This is a genomic window from Burkholderia arboris, assembly GCF_902499125.1.
In the GTDB taxonomy this organism is placed as follows: Bacteria; Pseudomonadota; Gammaproteobacteria; order Burkholderiales; family Burkholderiaceae; genus Burkholderia; species Burkholderia arboris.
The window spans coordinates 120,963-137,939 of the sequence record NZ_CABVPX010000023.1 but is presented as its reverse complement, the minus strand read 5'-3'; the positions used below and the strand labels follow the sequence as shown (position 1 = coordinate 137,939).

At 67.1% G+C, this 16,977-nt stretch carries 13 protein-coding genes; 4 read left to right on the top strand and 9 right to left on the bottom strand.

Features of this window, described 5'->3' with window-relative positions:
* Positions 1–136: 136 nt before the first annotated feature.
* From BLA15945_RS25625 to BLA15945_RS25605, 5 genes are all read right to left on the bottom strand, one after another.
* A complete protein-coding gene (locus BLA15945_RS25625; protein ID WP_059242231.1) occupies positions 137–1,927 on the bottom strand; it encodes an acyl-CoA dehydrogenase in 1,791 nt (596 codons plus the stop codon).
* A gap of 524 nt (positions 1,928–2,451) precedes the next feature.
* On the bottom strand, positions 2,452–3,870 hold the full coding sequence (gene pntB, locus BLA15945_RS25620) for a Re/Si-specific NAD(P)(+) transhydrogenase subunit beta (protein WP_059242233.1): 1,419 nt from the start codon (positions 3,868–3,870) through the stop codon (positions 2,452–2,454).
* Between the two features lie 13 nt (positions 3,871–3,883).
* Positions 3,884–5,482: a Re/Si-specific NAD(P)(+) transhydrogenase subunit alpha gene (locus tag BLA15945_RS25615; protein WP_174993680.1), complete on the bottom strand. Its 1,599-nt coding sequence runs from the start codon at positions 5,480–5,482 to the stop codon at positions 3,884–3,886.
* Between the two features lie 159 nt (positions 5,483–5,641).
* Positions 5,642–6,820, bottom strand: a complete 1,179-nt coding sequence (locus BLA15945_RS25610) for an AraC family transcriptional regulator (protein ID WP_174993679.1) — start codon at positions 6,818–6,820, stop codon at positions 5,642–5,644.
* Positions 6,820–8,454, bottom strand: a complete 1,635-nt coding sequence (locus tag BLA15945_RS25605) for an AMP-binding protein (RefSeq protein ID WP_174993678.1) — start codon at positions 8,452–8,454, stop codon at positions 6,820–6,822. Before BLA15945_RS25605 ends, BLA15945_RS25610 begins: the two co-directional genes overlap by 1 nt.
* Before the next feature lie 305 nt (positions 8,455–8,759).
* On the opposite strand from BLA15945_RS25605, the gene BLA15945_RS25600 reads away from it, so the two are divergent.
* The 3 genes from BLA15945_RS25600 to BLA15945_RS25590 all read left to right on the top strand — a co-directional run bounded on the left by BLA15945_RS25600 (position 8,760) and on the right by BLA15945_RS25590 (position 11,573).
* Complete coding sequence (locus BLA15945_RS25600; protein ID WP_174993677.1) at positions 8,760–9,551, top strand: HAD-IIB family hydrolase; 792 nt, start codon at positions 8,760–8,762, stop codon at positions 9,549–9,551.
* 331 nt (positions 9,552–9,882) lie between these two features.
* Positions 9,883–10,338 (top strand): carboxymuconolactone decarboxylase family protein, encoded by a 456-nt coding sequence (locus tag BLA15945_RS25595; protein ID WP_059242240.1) that lies wholly within the window; start codon positions 9,883–9,885, stop codon positions 10,336–10,338.
* 134 nt (positions 10,339–10,472) lie between these two features.
* Positions 10,473–11,573 (top strand): AraC family transcriptional regulator, encoded by a 1,101-nt coding sequence (locus tag BLA15945_RS25590; protein ID WP_059242242.1) that lies wholly within the window; start codon positions 10,473–10,475, stop codon positions 11,571–11,573.
* Positions 11,574–11,607: 34 nt separating this feature from the next.
* Here the strand turns inward: BLA15945_RS25590 and BLA15945_RS25585 are convergent, their stop codons facing one another.
* From BLA15945_RS25585 to BLA15945_RS25570, 4 genes are all read right to left on the bottom strand, one after another.
* Positions 11,608–13,098 (bottom strand): HAMP domain-containing sensor histidine kinase, encoded by a 1,491-nt coding sequence (locus BLA15945_RS25585; RefSeq protein ID WP_059242521.1) that lies wholly within the window; start codon positions 13,096–13,098, stop codon positions 11,608–11,610.
* On the bottom strand, positions 13,098–13,817 hold the full coding sequence (locus BLA15945_RS25580; RefSeq protein WP_174993676.1) for a response regulator transcription factor: 720 nt from the start codon (positions 13,815–13,817) through the stop codon (positions 13,098–13,100). Before BLA15945_RS25580 ends, BLA15945_RS25585 begins: the two co-directional genes overlap by 1 nt.
* A 277-nt stretch (positions 13,818–14,094) precedes the next feature.
* A complete protein-coding gene (locus BLA15945_RS25575) occupies positions 14,095–14,952 on the bottom strand; it encodes an IclR family transcriptional regulator (RefSeq protein ID WP_174993675.1) in 858 nt (285 codons plus the stop codon).
* A 171-nt stretch (positions 14,953–15,123) separates the two neighbouring features.
* The gene (locus tag BLA15945_RS25570; RefSeq protein WP_059242246.1) at positions 15,124–15,456 is read right to left on the bottom strand and encodes an H-NS histone family protein; all 333 of its coding nucleotides are present in this window, start codon (positions 15,454–15,456) and stop codon (positions 15,124–15,126) included.
* 630 nt (positions 15,457–16,086) lie between these two features.
* On the opposite strand from BLA15945_RS25570, the gene BLA15945_RS25565 reads away from it, so the two are divergent.
* Entirely contained in the window at positions 16,087–16,941 is an 855-nt protein-coding gene (locus BLA15945_RS25565; protein WP_174993674.1) for a glycoside hydrolase family 16 protein, read from the top strand.
* Positions 16,942–16,977: the final 36 nt, after the last annotated feature.

Below are 16,977 nucleotides of genomic sequence, written 5' to 3'. Positions count from 1 at the left end.
TCGCCGCCGACAGCCCGGCGGGGCCGCCGCCGACGATCACGACGTCGTATTCCATCGATTCGCGCGGGCCGTATTGCGCGAGCAAGTCCTGTGTGGTCAAAATCCTGTCTCCTCCTGCGTCCCGACCGTCAACCGGTCAGAACTGGTCTTCCGTCAACGCGAGCACGCTCTCGTTGCCCTTCGCGCCGACGATCGACGCTTCGAGCGCACCGGCCTGCACGAGAATGTGCTCCGCATAGCATTGCGCGATCGCGATCTTCGCGTCGAAGAACGCCGGGTCGCTCGCGCGGTTCGCCTGCGCGGCCACCAGCGCACGCGCCATCTGCCACCCGCACAGCACCACGCCCGCCAGCTTCAGGTACGGCACGCTGCCCGCGAACACCGCGTTCGGGTCCTGCTTCACGTTCGCCAGCACGTAATCCACCACCGACGACAGCGCGCGGGCGCCCTTCTCCAGCTGCGCCTTCATCGATGCGGCCGCCGCGCCGTCCAGCTTGCCCAGCGCCGTCACCGTGTCGCCGACTTCCGCGAGCAGCGCCTTCGCCACCGCGCCGCCGTCGCGCATCGTCTTGCGCCCGACCAGGTCGTTCGCCTGGATCGCGGTTGTTCCTTCGTAGATCGCCAGGATCCGTGCATCGCGGTAGTACTGTGCCGCGCCCGTCTCCTCGATGAAGCCCATCCCGCCGTGCACCTGCACGCCCAGGCTCGCCACGTCGTTCACCATCTCCGTGCTCCAGCCCTTCACCACCGGCACCAGATACTCGTAGATTGCCTGATGACGGCTGCGCGTCGCCTCGTCCGAATGGCGGTGGGCAATGTCGCTGTGCGCGGCTGCCACGTATGCCAGCGCCCGTGCGCCTTCGGTCAGCGCGCGCATCGTGCCGAGCATGCGGCGCACGTCCGGGTGATGGATGATCGTCACCGACTGCTTGGCCGACCCGTCCACCGGGCGGCTCTGCACGCGTTCCTTCGCGAATTCCGCCGCCTTCTGGTACGCACGGTCGGCCACGCCGATCCCCTGCATCCCGACGCCGAAGCGCGCCGCGTTCATCATGATGAACATATATTCGAGGCCGCGGTTTTCTTCGCCGATCAGGTAGCCGATCGCGCCGCCGTGGTCGCCGTACTGCAGCACCGCCGTCGGGCTCGCCTTGATCCCGAGCTTGTGCTCGATCGACACGCAGTGCACGTCGTTGCGTGCCCCCAGCGAGCCGTCTTCGTTGACCATGAACTTCGGCACGATGAACAGCGAGATGCCCTTCACGCCTTCCGGCGCGTTCGGCGTGCGCGCCAGCACCAGGTGGACGATGTTGTCCGCCATGTCGTGCTCGCCCCACGTGATGAAGATCTTCGTGCCGAACACCTTGTAGGTGCCGTCGCCCTGCGGCTCGGCGCGCGAGCGCACCAGCGCGAGGTCGGAGCCCGCCTGCGGCTCGGTCAGGTTCATCGTGCCGGTCCATTCGCCCGAGATCAGCTTCGGCACGTAGCGCTGCTTCTGCTCGTCGGTGCCGGCCGTCAGCAGCGCCTCGATCGCGCCGTCGGTCAACAGCGGACACAGCGCGAACGACAGGTTCGACGCGTTCAGCATCTCGATGCACGGCGTCGCGATCAGCTTCGGCAGCCCCTGGCCGTCGTACTCGGCCGGATGCTGCAGCCCCTGCCAGCCGCCTTCGACGAACTGGCGGAACGCTTCCGCGAAGCCCGGCGTCGCGGTCACGACGCCGTCCTTCCAGCTGCTCGGGTTGCGGTCGCCTTCGACGTTCAGCGGCGCCAGCACCTCGCCGCAGAACTTCGCGGACTCGTCGAGCACGGCCTGCGCCGTGTCGTAACCGGCATCCTCGAAACCGGGCAACTGCGCGACGGCGTCGATACCTGCGAGTTCCTTCAGCACGAACAGCATGTCCTTGACGGGGGCGTTATAGCTCATGGTCGATGTTCCAATCAGGCGGTGAATGAGGTGCGCTCAGGGCTCGATGCGGCAGAAGCGGCCAGACCCGGGCGACGTGGTGACCCATCGTAATGCCGCCGCCGGCGATTCCTATTGTCATATCCGGCCCACATGGTGACAAAATCGGCCACGAGATAGGGGGGCGTTGCCGGGAAAGGCCGGCTGGACAGGGGTGTGGCGAATTCGGGTTTGGCGGATTCGGCGAGCAATCGGCGTGCCCGCGGCAGGCGCCGATGCCGCGGATCGGGCCTGGGCCGGCGGCAATGGGAGCCGGTTATGGGAAGCGCACGCGAATACCGGCCACGCGCGCCCGGTGCGGTTGCATCACGCGCCGGGCCGGCTCGCGTGCCACGTTCATCGGGGCCACATCAACACCGGCAGCAACGCCCCGCGCCGCATGTGCATCGGCCCGCCATGCATCAACGATACGTGGCGGGCCGACGGTATGCAGGAACCACGCGTCCGGAACGGGCCTGCGGCCCGCGCCGGTCGCGCGGCCGCGATCAGGAGGCTTTCAGCACACCGAAGACCTCGCTCAGCATCGACTTCGCATCACCGAACAACATGCGGTTGTTGTCCTTGTAGAACAGCGGATTGTCGACGCCTGCATAGCCCGAAGCCATGCTGCGCTTCATCACGATCGACGTCTTCGCCTTCCACACCTCCAGCACCGGCATGCCGGCGATCGGGCTCGTCGGATCGTCCTGCGCCGCCGGGTTCACGATGTCGTTCGCGCCGATCACCATCGACACGTCGGCTTCGGGGAAGTCGTCGTTGATCTCGTCCATCTCCAGCACGATGTCGTACGGCACCTTCGCTTCGGCCAGCAGCACGTTCATGTGCCCCGGCATGCGGCCCGCGACCGGGTGAATCGCGAAACGCACGTCGACGCCCTTCTCGCGCAGCAGCTTCGTCAGTTCGAACACCGTGTGCTGGGCCTGCGCCACCGCCATCCCATAGCCGGGTACGATGATCACGCGCTTCGCCTCGCGCAGCAGCTCGGCCGTTTCCGCCGCGCTCACCGCGACCGCTTCGCCGGCCGGTTGCGCACCGCCGCCACCGGCTGCCGCCGGGGCGCCCGCGCCGCTACCGAAGCCGCCCGCGATCACGCTGATGAAGTTGCGGTTCATCGCGCGGCACATGATGTACGACAGGATCGCACCCGACGAGCCGACCAGCGCGCCGATCACGATCAGCAGGTCGTTGCCGAGCATGAAACCGGTCGCGGCCGCCGCCCAGCCCGAGTAGCTGTTGAGCATCGACACCACGACCGGCATGTCCGCCCCGCCGATCGCCATCACCATGTGCACGCCGAACAGCAGCGAGATCACCGTCATCACGACGAGCGGCAGCATGCCGTCCTGAATGCTTTCCGCATGCAGGAATGCACGGCAGAAGTAGATCACGATCAGCAGCGCGGCCAGGTTCATCCAGTGCCGTGCCGGCAGCAGCAGCGGCTTGCCGCCGATCTTGCCCGACAGCTTGCCGAACGCGATGATCGAGCCCGCGAAGGTGATGGCGCCGATCAGGATGCCGACGTAGATCTCCACTTCGTGGATCGCCTTCTCGGCACCGGTGAATTGCAGCGACGTGTCGATGTAGCTCGCGAAGCCCACCAGGCAAGCCGCCAGACCGACCAGGCTGTGCATCAGCGCGACCAGTTCCGGCATCTGCGTCATCTGCACCTTCTTCGCGGCGTACAGGCCGACGGCGCCGCCGACGACGAGTGCGGCGATCACGTACGGAATGCCCGCGGCCGACACGCGCGGACCGGCCACGGTGGCCAGCACCGCGATCAGCATGCCGATCATGCCGAGCAGGTTGCCGCGACGCGCGGTTTCAGGGTTGGCCAGCCCGCCGAGGCTGAGGATGAACAGGATCGCGGCGCCGATATAGGAGACGGTAGTCAGGTTTGCAGTCATGGTTGTCGTCCCCTTATTTGCGGAACATCGCCAGCATGCGACGCGTCACCGCGAAGCCGCCGAACATGTTGACGGCCGTGAGCGTCAGCGCGCCCACCGCGAGGCCCAGGATCAACCCGGACGGACGGTCACCGGCGTTGGCCAGCTCGCCCAGCGGCGGTGCGACCTGGACGAGCGCGCCGATCGCGATGATCGACGAGATCGCGTTGGTCACGCTCATCAGCGGCGTGTGCAGCGACGGCGTGACGTTCCAGATCACCATGTAGCCGACGAAGCACGCGAGCACGAACACCGTGAAGTGCGACAGGAAGCTCGCCGGCGCGAACTGGCCGACGAACAGGAACGCCAGCGCGCCGATCGCGAACACGATCGCGAGCGCCTTGGCCGACATCGGCTCGCCGGCATGTCCGTGGCCCTTGGACTTCGCGGGCGCGGTCGCGACAGGCGCCGCCTGCGGCTTGGGCGCGACGACCGCCTGCTTGATCGGCGGCGGCGGCCACGTGACGTTGCCTTCCTTGATGACGGTGAGGCCGCGGATCGCGTCGTCGTCGAAGTCGACGTTGATCGTGCCGTCCTTGGCCTTGCACAGCTCCTCGACCACGCGCAGCAGGTTGGTCGCATACAGCGTGGACGACTGCCGCGACAGGCGCGACGCGAGATCCGTGTAGCCGACGATCGTCACGCCGTGGCGCACGACGGCCTCGCCGGGTACCGTGAGTTCGCAGTTGCCGCCCTGTTCGGCGGCCATGTCGACGATCACGCTGCCGGGCTTCATCGACTGCACCATCTCGGCCGTGATCAGCTTCGGCGCGGGCTTGCCGGGAATCAGCGCGGTCGTGATGATGATGTCGGCATCCTTGGCCTGCTGCGCGTACATCGCGCGCTGCGCCTGCTGGAAGCCTTCGCTCATCACCTTCGCGTAACCGCCGCCGCCCGAGCCTTCCTCTTCGTAGTCGACCTTGACGAACTCGCCGCCCAGCGACTTGACCTGATCGGCCACTTCCGCCCGGGTGTCGTTCGCGCGCACGATCGCGCCGAGGCTGGCGGCCGTGCCGATCGCGGCGAGGCCCGCCACGCCGGCACCGGCAATGAACACCTTGGCCGGCGGAATCTTGCCGGCCGCCGTGACCTGGCCGTTCAGGAAGCGGCCGAATGCGTGCGCGGCCTCGATCACCGCGCGGTAGCCGCTGATGCTGGCCATCGACGTGAGCGCGTCCATCTTCTGCGCGCGCGACAGCGTACGCGGCAGCGAATCGATCGCCAGCACGGTGGCGCGCTTCGCGGCCAGCTGCTGCATCAGTTCGGGGTTCTGCGCCGGCCAGACGAAGCCGATCAGCGTGCCGCCCTCGCGCATCAGCGCCACTTCGTCGCCGGTCGGCGGACGCACCTTGAACACGATGTCGCTGCCGGACCAGAGCTCGGCCGCTGTCGCGGCAACGCTCGCGCCGGCCGCGCGGTACGCGTCGTCGTCAAAATTCGCGCCGGCCCCGGCGCCGCTTTGGACGGCGACCGAAAACCCCAGCTTGACCAGCTTCTCGACCACTTCGGGGACGGTCGCTACGCGCCGTTCGCCGGTGGCTGTCTCCAACGGAATCCCAATCTGTAATGTCATATTATGAAAGATGGGTGATGGCCGTCGCGAAGCGCTCGGGCCGGTGCGTCAAGTTACCAGAATCATGTGCATGTTTCGAAATCTGCGTGCGACCCGCGATGGCATCGCCGCCGGGCGCCGGATACGGGCGCCGGCCGCACACACCGGCGTCCCCGCGTCCTACACCTGCCGCCGGTAAGTCCCCGGCGTACTCCCTGTCCAGTGCCGGAACGCGCGGTGAAACGCGCTCGGATCGTCGAAACCGATATCGGCGCCGATCGCCGCGATCGTGTCGGGCGTGTCGGTCAGCCGCTGGATCGCGATGTCGCGCCGCAACTCGTCCTTCAGCACCTGGAACGTCGTTCCTTCGGCGGCCAGGTGGCGGCTCAGCGTGCGTACCGAACAGTGCAGGTGCTCGGCCGCGTGGTCGATCACGGGCAGGTCGGGCAGCGCCGCCGACAGGTACTGCCGCACGCGATGGCACACGAGCTGTTCGCTGAACGATTCGAAGATCCAGTCGCCGGGCGCGCGCGCAAGGAACTTGCGCAGGTTGCGCTTGCTCTGCCGGATCGGCGCTTCGAGGTAATCGGCGCTGAAACGCATCAGCGTGCGCTCGCAATCGAACTGCACGGAGCCGGTGAAGAAATACAGGTGGTCGACCGCATGGCGCGGCCGCGGGCACGCGAATTCGATCTGCAGCAGCGGGATCTTTTGCCCGATCAGCCAGGAGCACACGCCGTGCACGAGCTTGAGCATCAGTTCCTGGCCGAGCGCGCCGATCGGGCCAATCGCGTCGTTCGGGCGCAGCAGCACCTGCGCGATCAGGTCGTCGCGCTTCGATTCGACGAAGAAATCGTCGAGCAGGATGTGGAAAAACTGTCCGAAACGATGCAGCGCCGTTTCGAGGTTGCGCGCATCGAGCAGGCTCAGGCACAGGTACTTGAGCGTGCCGCCGCGCAACGGGCGCGAGAAGATGCCGGGCATCTCGTCGTCGAGATCGATCGCGAGCGTGCGGTACAGCGTCGAGAACTGTTCCTCCGTCACGCGTGCGTGCGGCTCGCCGAGCAGCTCGATCGGAATGCCGGCGCCGCGCAGGTAGCGCTCCACCACGTCGCGCTGCGCCCCCGCGCTCGCGAGGAAACCGTTGACGAGCGAGATCGGCACCGTCGCGCTCGGCGACGGCATCGCACGCCCGGGCCGGGCGGAAAGGGCATCTGAGCCGGTCATCGGGTCCCCGTCGATCGAACCGCTCGCATTGTACTTGAGCGGCCCGTGCGTCACCTTCGGGACCTTCGGGGCCTTCGGGACCTTCGGCGCACCGGGCCGCGCAGCCACGGCCGCGCGGCGCGTCGGCGCCATCAGTCGGTGCGGCTGAGTTCACGGCGCAGGATCTTGCCGACCGTGGACTTCGGCAGCCGGTCGACGAAGCGGACGATCTTCGGCACCTTGTAGGCCGCGAGGCTCGCGCGGCAATGCTCGACGAGGTGGGCCTCGGTCACGCCGGCATCCGGCGCGAGCACCACGAACAGCTTGACGGCCTCGCCCGTGCGCGGGTCCGGCACGCCGATGCACGCGCACTCGGCGACGCCCGGCAGCGCGGTCGCGACGGCTTCCACTTCGTTCGGATACACGTTGAAGCCCGACACGATGATCATGTCCTTCTTGCGGTCGACGATCCGCAGGAAGCCGGCCGCGTCGAACACGCCGACGTCGCCGGTGCGGAAATAGCCGTCCGCCGTGAACGCGGCCGCGTTTGCGTCCGGTTTCTGCCAGTAGCCGCCCATCACCTGCGGCCCCTTCACGCAGATCTCGCCCGCTTCGCCGATCGCCACCTCGCGATCCTGGTCGTCGAGCAGCATCACGTCGGTCGACGGCAACGGCAGGCCCGTGGTGCCCGTGAACGAGTCGATCGACTGCGGGTTGAACGACACGACCGGCGACGTTTCCGACAGCCCGTAACCCTCGCGGATGAAATTGCCGGTCACCGCCTTCCAGCGCGACGAGATCACGTCGATCACCGCCGCGCCGCCGCCGGCCGACAGCTTCAGCCGCGACCAGTCGACTTCGTTCAGGCGCGGATGGCCGGCGAGCCCCGCGTACAGCGTGTTCACGCCGACGAATACCGTCGGCCGCGCAGCCTTCAGCACGTCGATGAAGCCGTCCATGTCGCGCGGGTTCGCGACGAGCCAGTTCTGCGCGCCGATCGCGAAGTAGGACAGGAAGTTCACCGTCAGCGCGAAGATGTGATACAGCGGGATCGCCGTAACGACGACCTCCTCGCCCGGCTCGCGCGCGGCCGGCACGATCGCCGCGAACTGTTCGATGTTCGCGACGAGGTTGCGATGCGACAGCGCCGCGCCCTTCGACAGGCCGGTCGTGCCGCCCGTGTATTGCAGCAGCAGCAGGTCCGCGCCGCCCAGCGCAACCGGTTCGTACGCGAGCGATTCGCCGGCCGCAATGGCGTCCGCGAGCGCGGTCGAACCGGGTGGCAGTGCATCGCACGTGCCGGCCGGCGCATCGACGACGCCGAGATCGCCGCGCCCCACGCTCAGCACGGTGCGCACGCGCGTGCCGCCGACCACGTCGGCGAACGTGCCCATCGAGCCGCCGCAGACGACGGCCACCTCGACGCCCGCGTCGTTGAGCTGATGCTCGAGCTCGCGCGCGGTGTAGTGCGGGTTCACGTTGACCTGGATCGCGCCGATCTTCGCGACGGCGACGAACACGACCGGAAACGCGAGCACGTTGGGCAGCATCACGGCCACGCGGTCGCCCTTGCGTACGCCGACGACTTGCTGCAGATAGGCGGCCAGCGCGGTCGACAGGCGGTCGACGTCGGCATAGGTGAGCGTGCGGCCGAACGCATGGAACGCCGGACGGTCGGCGAAGCGGCGCATCGCGTCGTCCAGCAGCGCGCTTACGGAAGGATGGCGATCGGCATCGATCTCGGCGGGGATCGAGCCATACGACCCGGTCCAGTGTCTCTTCGTCATGTCTCACTCCACGGGGGGACGGTGCGCCCGCAGCACACCGTTCGCACGGCGGCCTGCACGCCGGAAGGACGCGGGCCGTCGCCTGACCGGCGACTATCGCCCGCGCGACGCGCTTTGCAAATGATCCGGGCGGCCGAAAAGATGATCGAAACGGACATGCGGGCGGGCCCGCTTGTCTAGGCAACCGCGCTTGTCGCGGCAGGCAGTCGCATATTCCACCGCGCGGATTGCAAAGCATCAAGCGGCATGGCACGGGCTGCCGCCCTTCTTCATAATCAGACGATCGCCATTCTTTCGTCGAGACGATGCAGCCGCTTTCCCTGGCCCCCGCCGACACGTTCGCGTCGGTCCGATTCCTGCTGACCGACATGGACGAGACCCTGACCCATCGGGGCCGCCTGGCCGCGCAGACCTATGCAGCACTCGAGCGGCTGCAGGCGCACGGCGTGCGCGTGATTCCCGTGACGGCCGCGCCGGCAGGCTGGTGCGACCAGATGGCGCGCATGTGGCCGGTCGACGGCGTGATTGCGGAGAACGGCGGACTCTTCATTCGGCGCAGCCCGGACGGACACGGTGTCGAGCGCCGGTACTGGCACGCGGACGACGCGCTCGCCGGCGCGCGCGACGCACGCCGGCGTATCGCGCAGCATGTCGAGAAGATCGTACCCGCTGCACGCCTCGCGGACGACCAGGACTTCAGGCTGACGTCGCTCGCGTATGCACGCACCGGCTCCGACCAGGACGACCGGGTACTCGACGCGCTGGTCGCGGCCGGCGCGGACGCGACCATCAACAATCTGTGGATCATCGGCTGGGCCGGCGGATACGACAAGCTGTCGATGTCGCTGCGCGTGCTGTCGGACACCTACGGCGTCGACGCCGATGCCGCGCCAGCGTGCGTCGCGTACGCCGGCGACTCCACGAACGACGCGCCGATGTTCGGCCATTTCACGCACACGGCCGGCATGAGCACCGTGGTCGAGTATCTGCAGCACCTGCCCGTGCCGCCGCGCTGGATCACGCACGGCCCCGGCGGCAGCGGATTCGTCGAGTTCGCCGACGCGATCCTGCGCGCTCGCCCGGACGCTCAGCGCTGACCGGTCCGGCGGCCCGACTATCGCGTTATCAGCATGGACAACATACGGGATCAGGCGATTCCGGCCGCCGGTCGCGCCTGATACGATCGCTTCGCTTCCGGTTCGCCGCGGCCGAGCGCACCGCGCAACGCCGCCGATGAAGCCGATACACGCGCATCCGCACAACGGATTCCGCCTGCGCCATACCCTGGCCCAGCCGGTCGCTCCCGCGGCCGCTTAATCAGGATTACTTCACATATGCCGCCGATCGCGGCAACGTGCCGCGCCGGAGCAACAGACACGACACATCCAACCCGCGAACCTATCCCGCTCCATCAAGAGGTCAGTCGCCATGCCAGAACGCATCTCGTTTGGACAACTCCCCGCCCGGCTGCTCGACGTCGTGCTCAACGTCGAGGAATACGCGAACCACACCGGACACGATTTCAGGCTCGTCGAGCTGGTGCGTGCACGCGTGTCGCAACTGAACGGCTGCGCGTATTGTCTCGACCGTCACATCAAGGAAGGCATCCACGCAGGCGAAGATCCGCTGCGCTACAACCTGCTGCCCGTATGGCACGAGACCCCCGGCCTCTACAGCCCGAAGGAACAGGCGGCGCTGCGCTGGGCCGAAGCGCTCACGCTGATCAGCGAGCACGCGATCGACGACGCGCTCGTCGCCGCGACACGCGAGCACTTCGATCGCGACGAACTGGCGACGCTCACGCTGATCGTCGCGCAGATCAACACGTGGAACCGGCTCGCCAAGCCCTTCGCGTGGCAGGCCGGCGTGTTCCAGGCCGGTTGACGCCGGTCGAGGCCGGGCCGGGTGCGCCGGGTGGCACCGGCGCGCGTATCAGGGTGAACCCTGTAGCGCATGGGATCGTTCCCGCGCAGAATTGCGTGCCGTAAACGATATCGATTCGGACGCAGGATCCCGTCATGCCGCGCAGTGCGCTCTTGAACCCGACGGCCGCCCGCGCAGCCCGCCTGCCGGACGCCGCCCCCGCCCACGCGCTGCGCGAGCAGCGCTTCACGCCGGCCAAGCTGGCCGTGCTGCTCGACGTGGCGGCACAGGCCGGCCTCGACCCGGCCACGGTGCTCGACGGCACCGGCCTCACGCCGGCCGACGTCGCCGATCCGTTCACGCTCACGTCGCCGCTGCAGTTCCTGACGGCCGCGCGCCGTGCGATCGGCCGGTACGACGGCACCGATCTCGGCGTGCGCGTCGGCCGCCGGCTGCACGCGTCGAGCTACGGGATGTACGGCTACGCGATGCTGTGCTCGGAATCGCTCGCGCACGCGTTCGATTCGGCCGTCAAGTACCACCGGCTCGCGAACGGCATGCTCGCGATCCGCTGGGTCGAACAGGGCGACACCGCTTCGTGGCTGTTTCCGGACCGGCACGAGGTCGGGCTGCCCGATCTCGACGAGCCGCTGTACCGTTTCCTGATCGACATGCAGTTCGCGTTGCACGTGACGATCATCAAGGACGTGATGGGTGCATGGTGCGTGCCGGCACGTGCGCAGTTCGCGCAGCCGGAGCCGCCGCACGCGGCATCGCTGGCCGATGCGCTCGAATGCCCGATCGCGTTCGACCAGCCGCATCATGTGCTCAGCTATCCGGCCGCGTGGCTCACGCGCGCGCCGCAGCTCGCCAATCCGATCACCGTCGCACAGGTGTCGTCGCACTGCGCGAGCCTGCTCGAGGAATTGCGCAGCCAGGCCGGCGTCACGCGGCGCGTGTACCAGGAACTCACGCGCACGCCCGGGCAGTTTCCCGACATCGACGCGATCGCGGACATCCTGTGCATGACCTCGCGCACGCTGCGCCGCAAGCTCGAAGCCGAAGGCACGTCGTACAGCGAACTGCTGACGAGCGTGCGCAAGGCGCTCGCGCTCGACTACCTCAGCACGACCACGCTCAGCACCGAGGACATCGCACTGACGCTCGGCTTCAGCGATGCGGTCGGCTTCCGCCACGCGTTCAAGCGCTGGACCGGCACGACGCCGAGCGACGTGCGGCGCAAGCGCGGCGGGTAAGCGCGGCGGATGCCGCCGCCGACGACGGCGGCGGTCAGCGTGCGTCGCCGCCCGGCAGCGACGCAACCGCCAGCGCAAACTCGAACACCGCGCCGCGCCCGGCCCGGTCGACGAGCCGGATCCCGCTGCCGTTGAGCGCAAGCATCCGGTGCACGATCAGCAGGCCGAGCCCGCCGCTTGTCACCGTGCCGCCGCTCATCGGCCGCTGCGGCCGCTGGAACAGCCCTTCGCGCCGCGCAGCCGGGATCCCTTCGCCGGTATCCGCGACGGTCACGACCACGCGGTCGCCCTGCGGCTCCAGCGCGACCTCGATTTCGCCGTGTGGCGGCGTGTGCCGCAGCGCGTTGTCGAGCAGGTTGGTCAGCACGCGCTCGATCATCCCGAGATCGGCCGACACGACCGGCACGCGCGGCGGAATCCGCGCATGCAGCGCGACGCCGCGCGCCTGCGCGGTCAGCTCGAACTTCTGGAACACGTCCTGCACGAGATCGACGAGCGAGAACGGCTCGCGCTCGGCCTGCACGCCGCCCGATTCAAGCCGTGCGAGCTCGAACAGCGCCTGCGCGAGCCGGCCGACCTTCGCGCTCTGCGCGAGCGCGATCGACAGGTAGCGCCGCCGCTCGGGTTCGGCGAGCGTGTCGGCCTTCAACGACAGCGTCTCCAGGTAGCCGTGCAGCGATGTGAGCGGCGTGCGCAGGTCGTGCGAGATGTTCGTGATCAGCTCGCGCCGCTGCTGGTCCTGATGTGTCAGCGCGCGCCACTGGTCGCCGATCCGGTCGGCCATCTGCGCGAACGCGGATTCGAGCACCACGATGTCGTCGCCGCGGCGGGCCGGCGAGCGCGGCACCGGCGGCTGCGTGTCGGGCGCGCCGTTCGCGTCGAAGCCACGCATCGCGTCCGTCAGCCGGCGCAGCGGGCGCGTGATGAAGCTGAACGCGACAAGGCCTGCGAGCAGGCCGAGCAGCGCGACGAGCGCCATCGACCACAGCGTGGTGCGCAGCACGTTGCCGGCGTCGACGCGTGCGGCCAGGCGGTCGTGCGCTTCGCCGAGCAGCACCACGTAGATGTAGCCCGACGGCGGCTGCCCCGCGCGCTGCAGCGGCGCGGCGCTGAACACCTTGCGCGCGTCCGGGCTGCGCGGATCGTCGCCGAGAATCGGCAGCGGCTGGCCCGCGATGAAGCGCTGCACGGGCGCGAGATCGATACGGTCGCGCTTCACGTGGCCGGGCGGAGCATCGTCGCCCTGGATACGCCCCGCGTTGTCGAGCAGGTACACCTCGACGCTCGGGTTCACGCCCATCAGCTGGCTGAACAGCGTACGCACGGCATCGGGGCGCAGCCCGTTCGCGTCCATCAGCGGCGCGCTGTTGGCGATGTTCGCGGCCAGGTCGCGCGACAACGCCTGCACGACTTCCTTCTCGCGCATGTCGTTCGCGCGGATCTGCAGCCACGCGGACGCGCCCGAGCACGCGAGCAGCAGGACCGAAAACACGAGCGACAGCCGCTGGGTGAGCGTGAGCTTCATCATACGTCCCGCTGGCCCGGCGCGGCGAGCTTGTAGCCGCGGCCCCACACGGTGAGGATTCGCACCGGCTCGGCCGGATCGGCCTCGATCTTCGCGCGCAGCCGGTTGATGTGGGTATTGACCGTGTGTTCGTAGCCTTCGTGCTGGTAGCCCCACACCGCATTGAGCAGGTCCATCCGCGAGAACACCTTGCCCGGATGCCGCGCGAAGAAATACAGCAGGTCGAATTCGCGCGGCGTGAGGTCGATGCGCGCACCGTCGACGCTCGCCTCCCGTGCGATCGGGTCGATTGCGAGCCCCGCGACGTCGAGCGTGCCGGCGTCGATCCGCGAATCGCGCGCGAGCGCGTCGACCCGCCGCAACAGCGCCTTCACGCGCGCGACGAGTTCGAGCACCGAGAACGGCTTCGCCAGGTAGTCGTCGGCGCCGAGTTCGAGGCCGAGGATCCGGTGCACCTCGCTCGACCGCGCACTCGTGATGATGATCGGCGTGTAGCGCGTCATCGCGCGGGCGCGCCGGCAGATTTCGAGGCCGTCGACGCCCGGCAGCATCAGGTCGAGGATCAGCGCGTCCCAGCCGCCCTGTTCGAGCAGGCGCAGCCCTTCGGCGCCGTCCGCGCTGTGCACGACTTCATAGCGCTCGTCACGCAGGTGCAGGCTCAGCACGTCGGCGATGTCGGCGTCGTCCTCGACGATCAGGATGCGTTTCGGTTGGTCCATGGCGGTGGGGGGCGGCACGTCGAAGCCGGGTTCGATAACGGTTGTCGGCGGGCGATCGATGGCCCGGGTCGAATCGCGGCGGAAAGCTGCGCTGCCGTCATTGTGCAAAATTTTGCGGCGGGAAGTGATCACATTTCGTTTATCTTTGGATCACGCTCGCATTGCAAGCCAGTACCCGCAACGATTACCGTTCTGGCCCCTGAAATTTCCCCGGTATCCTGAAGCCCCCGCCAAACAGCGGACGTCGCCACGCGACGATCGTGGAATCGCCCTCGTCCTACGTGCGTGCCGCACCGCGCGCGGGCAGATCGACGGCCGATTGCATGAACCGTTGATCGACCGTCGCGGAGATGCGCCGGGCCGTTTCATGCAACGCCGCGCCGATCTGCGTGACCGACAGCGCGCCCGCTTCGCCCGACTGCGCAAGGTACGGGCAAGCGAGGATCGCGATGGCCGAACCCGACTTGTCCACGATCGGCGTCGCGATATCGGTGATGCCGGGAATTCGCTCATTGGGGCGGCAGAGATAGCCGTCGACCAGATGCGCGGGCAACGCTTCGTCGCCGAGCGCCGGATTCCGCGACTCGATATCGTGCCCATCGGCCCGCGACAGCCGCGTCCGCACGTCTTCGTCCTGAAAGGACCGGTACATCTCGCCAGCGGCGCTGCCGTGCATCGACACGCGCGTCCCGACACGGACCGCGATGTTCCATTCCGTTTCGCTGCCGGCCGTTGCGATGACGATCATCGTGTCGCCGTCGAATACCGTCAGATAGCACGACTGGACCATCTGCAATGCGAACTGCTGCAACAGCGGGGTGACGAGCGCGCCCAGCGATCGTGTCGGCGCGTGATGCTGCCCGAGAAAGTAGAGCTTCATGGTCAGCGCGTACCGGTCGTACCGATCCACCCGGTAGATGTAACCACGATCCTCGAGCACCTGCATCATCCGGTACAGCTCGCTTCGGCTGCGCTTCAACGCGCGGCAGATGTCCGCCTGCGCCATGCCGTACTCGCGATCGATGAGCAGCTCGAGGATATCAAGGCCCTTCTCGAGCGCCGGGGCGCGATATCTTGCCTTTTTCTCAGGTCCCGTATCGACGAGATCCGCCGCGTCAATTTCTGGATTCTGCATGAGCTGAAATTCCGGTCGTCAAGCAATGCCAGGATCACCGGTTCCGTGGCCCGGCGGGACGGCAAGAAAACGCGTCTGCCGCGTCATGAACCGACGAGCATCTGGCGAGACAATGTGCGTCGACATGCGCCAACCGTTCCGACGAGCACATGCCGAATTCGCGAGAACAGCTCAACAAGCCTGTTTTTCCGGCCACCATGGCTGCGGTGTGTCCCGAATCAGATAGTCATCCAGGTTCTTGCCGACAAGCCACCTGGGGCGTGCACCTTTTCCCGACCACGATCGACCGGTGTCCGGGTCGTAGTACTTTGCCGAAGCCTTTTGTCGATTGGCCTTGATGAAACCCGCCGCCCGCAACAACTCGATTTCCGTGATGTCGAACAGCTTGACGTGCTCGGCAATCTCCTCGAGTTTGACTTTCTTCTCCTTCTGCCTGGCTTCTTCGACAATCAGATTCAAGTGACCGAGCTGCTTTTGAAGCTCGCGAATCGTAGGACTCTTCATTCGATCCATTCCGAGATTAAGTCAATTGGCGGCCTTTCGGCTGCGCGTGAGCGATTCGGTATTTCCGTGACTGCATGACCCATCTCGCGGCACCCGATCCCGAGAACGGGGCGCAACGTCCCGACCCATACGCGTCATACGGGACAAGCCGCCAACGTCAGTCTCGAACTCGCGCTGCCCGCCATCGAACCACGATCTCGAGCAGCGCTGGCGATTCACGATGGTGCTGAATTTACGGCATCAATTTACGCGGCACATACCGTTCAACGCATGATTCGTGCCATCTCCAAGCATTCGGTTGCAGCGCCGCATAAAAACGTCGGCAAACCAATGACTTTTATCTGTCGCTCAAAATATCTGAATAAAACCGGCTCCTGCGGTAAAACGTTTGCGTTCTGCCCGCAGCGACGTGCCGTTACGTAACGGCACGTCGTAACGCACACGTGACGAACGGGACATCGGCACGCCATCCGTCGAGAACGTTCGATCGAGTAAATGCTTAGTCATGCGAATCAGATGTTGCCGTCTTGCGTGCAATCGCGCATCATCCCACCCTGACGCGGGCCGAACACAGCACGGCGAATTCGCTTCGGGCCACTCACCCCATCCATTGCCCAGACGCCCCACCACATGTCCTCACCGATCCTTCCCGCCATCGTCGCCCTCCTGGCCGTTACAACGGTCGCACCGGCCAACGGCGCAGAATCCGCTCCACTCAATCTTTGCGAGTTCGTGCCGGTATTCAACGAGAATTTCAGCGCGTTCCGCGTGTCGCCCCGTATCCTGGGCGACGCACAATGGATCGCGCACACACCGTGGAATGGCGACTTCGGTGATGCCGCGTTCTCCGATCCGGGGCCTCAAGGGCCGTTCAGCGTGGTCAACGGCGAATTGCACATCACGGCGAGCCGCACGCCGCAGGGGCGCTGGCATTCCGGCCTGATCGCCGCGGCAGACGCGTCCGGCAACGGCCGCGGCGTGCGCTACGGATACTTCGAAGCACGCATGAAGATGCCGCCCGGCCCCGGCACGTGGCCGGCATTCTGGTTGATGAGCCTCAAACCCGTCGCCGACCCGGCGCCGCGTGTCGAAATCGATGTCGTCGAATACTACGGGCACGCAACCGATCGGTATTCCTCGTCACTTCATGTGTGGTACCGCGGCGCGAACCAGAATCAGTCGCGCCATGTCACGCATCGCAGTCCCGTTCCGGCCGACTCGCTCGTCAACGGGTACCACGACTACGGGGTCCGCGTGCTGCCGGACAAGATCACGTACTACCTCGATCGCCGCCCCGTCTGGGAGCAGGCGACGCCAGCCGAACTCGATACACCGCTCTATCCGCTCGTCAATCTTGCGCTGGGCTCGGGTTATCCGATCGACCAAACGCCCGACCCGTCGACGCTCGCCGTCAAATGGGTGCGGCTCTATGCGCTCGACGAAGCGGGCAAATCGAGCCGCTGTGCGCGGCCGAAGGAACACTGATCGCGCCCCGGCTCGGGGCCGCCACCCGCGCCGCCC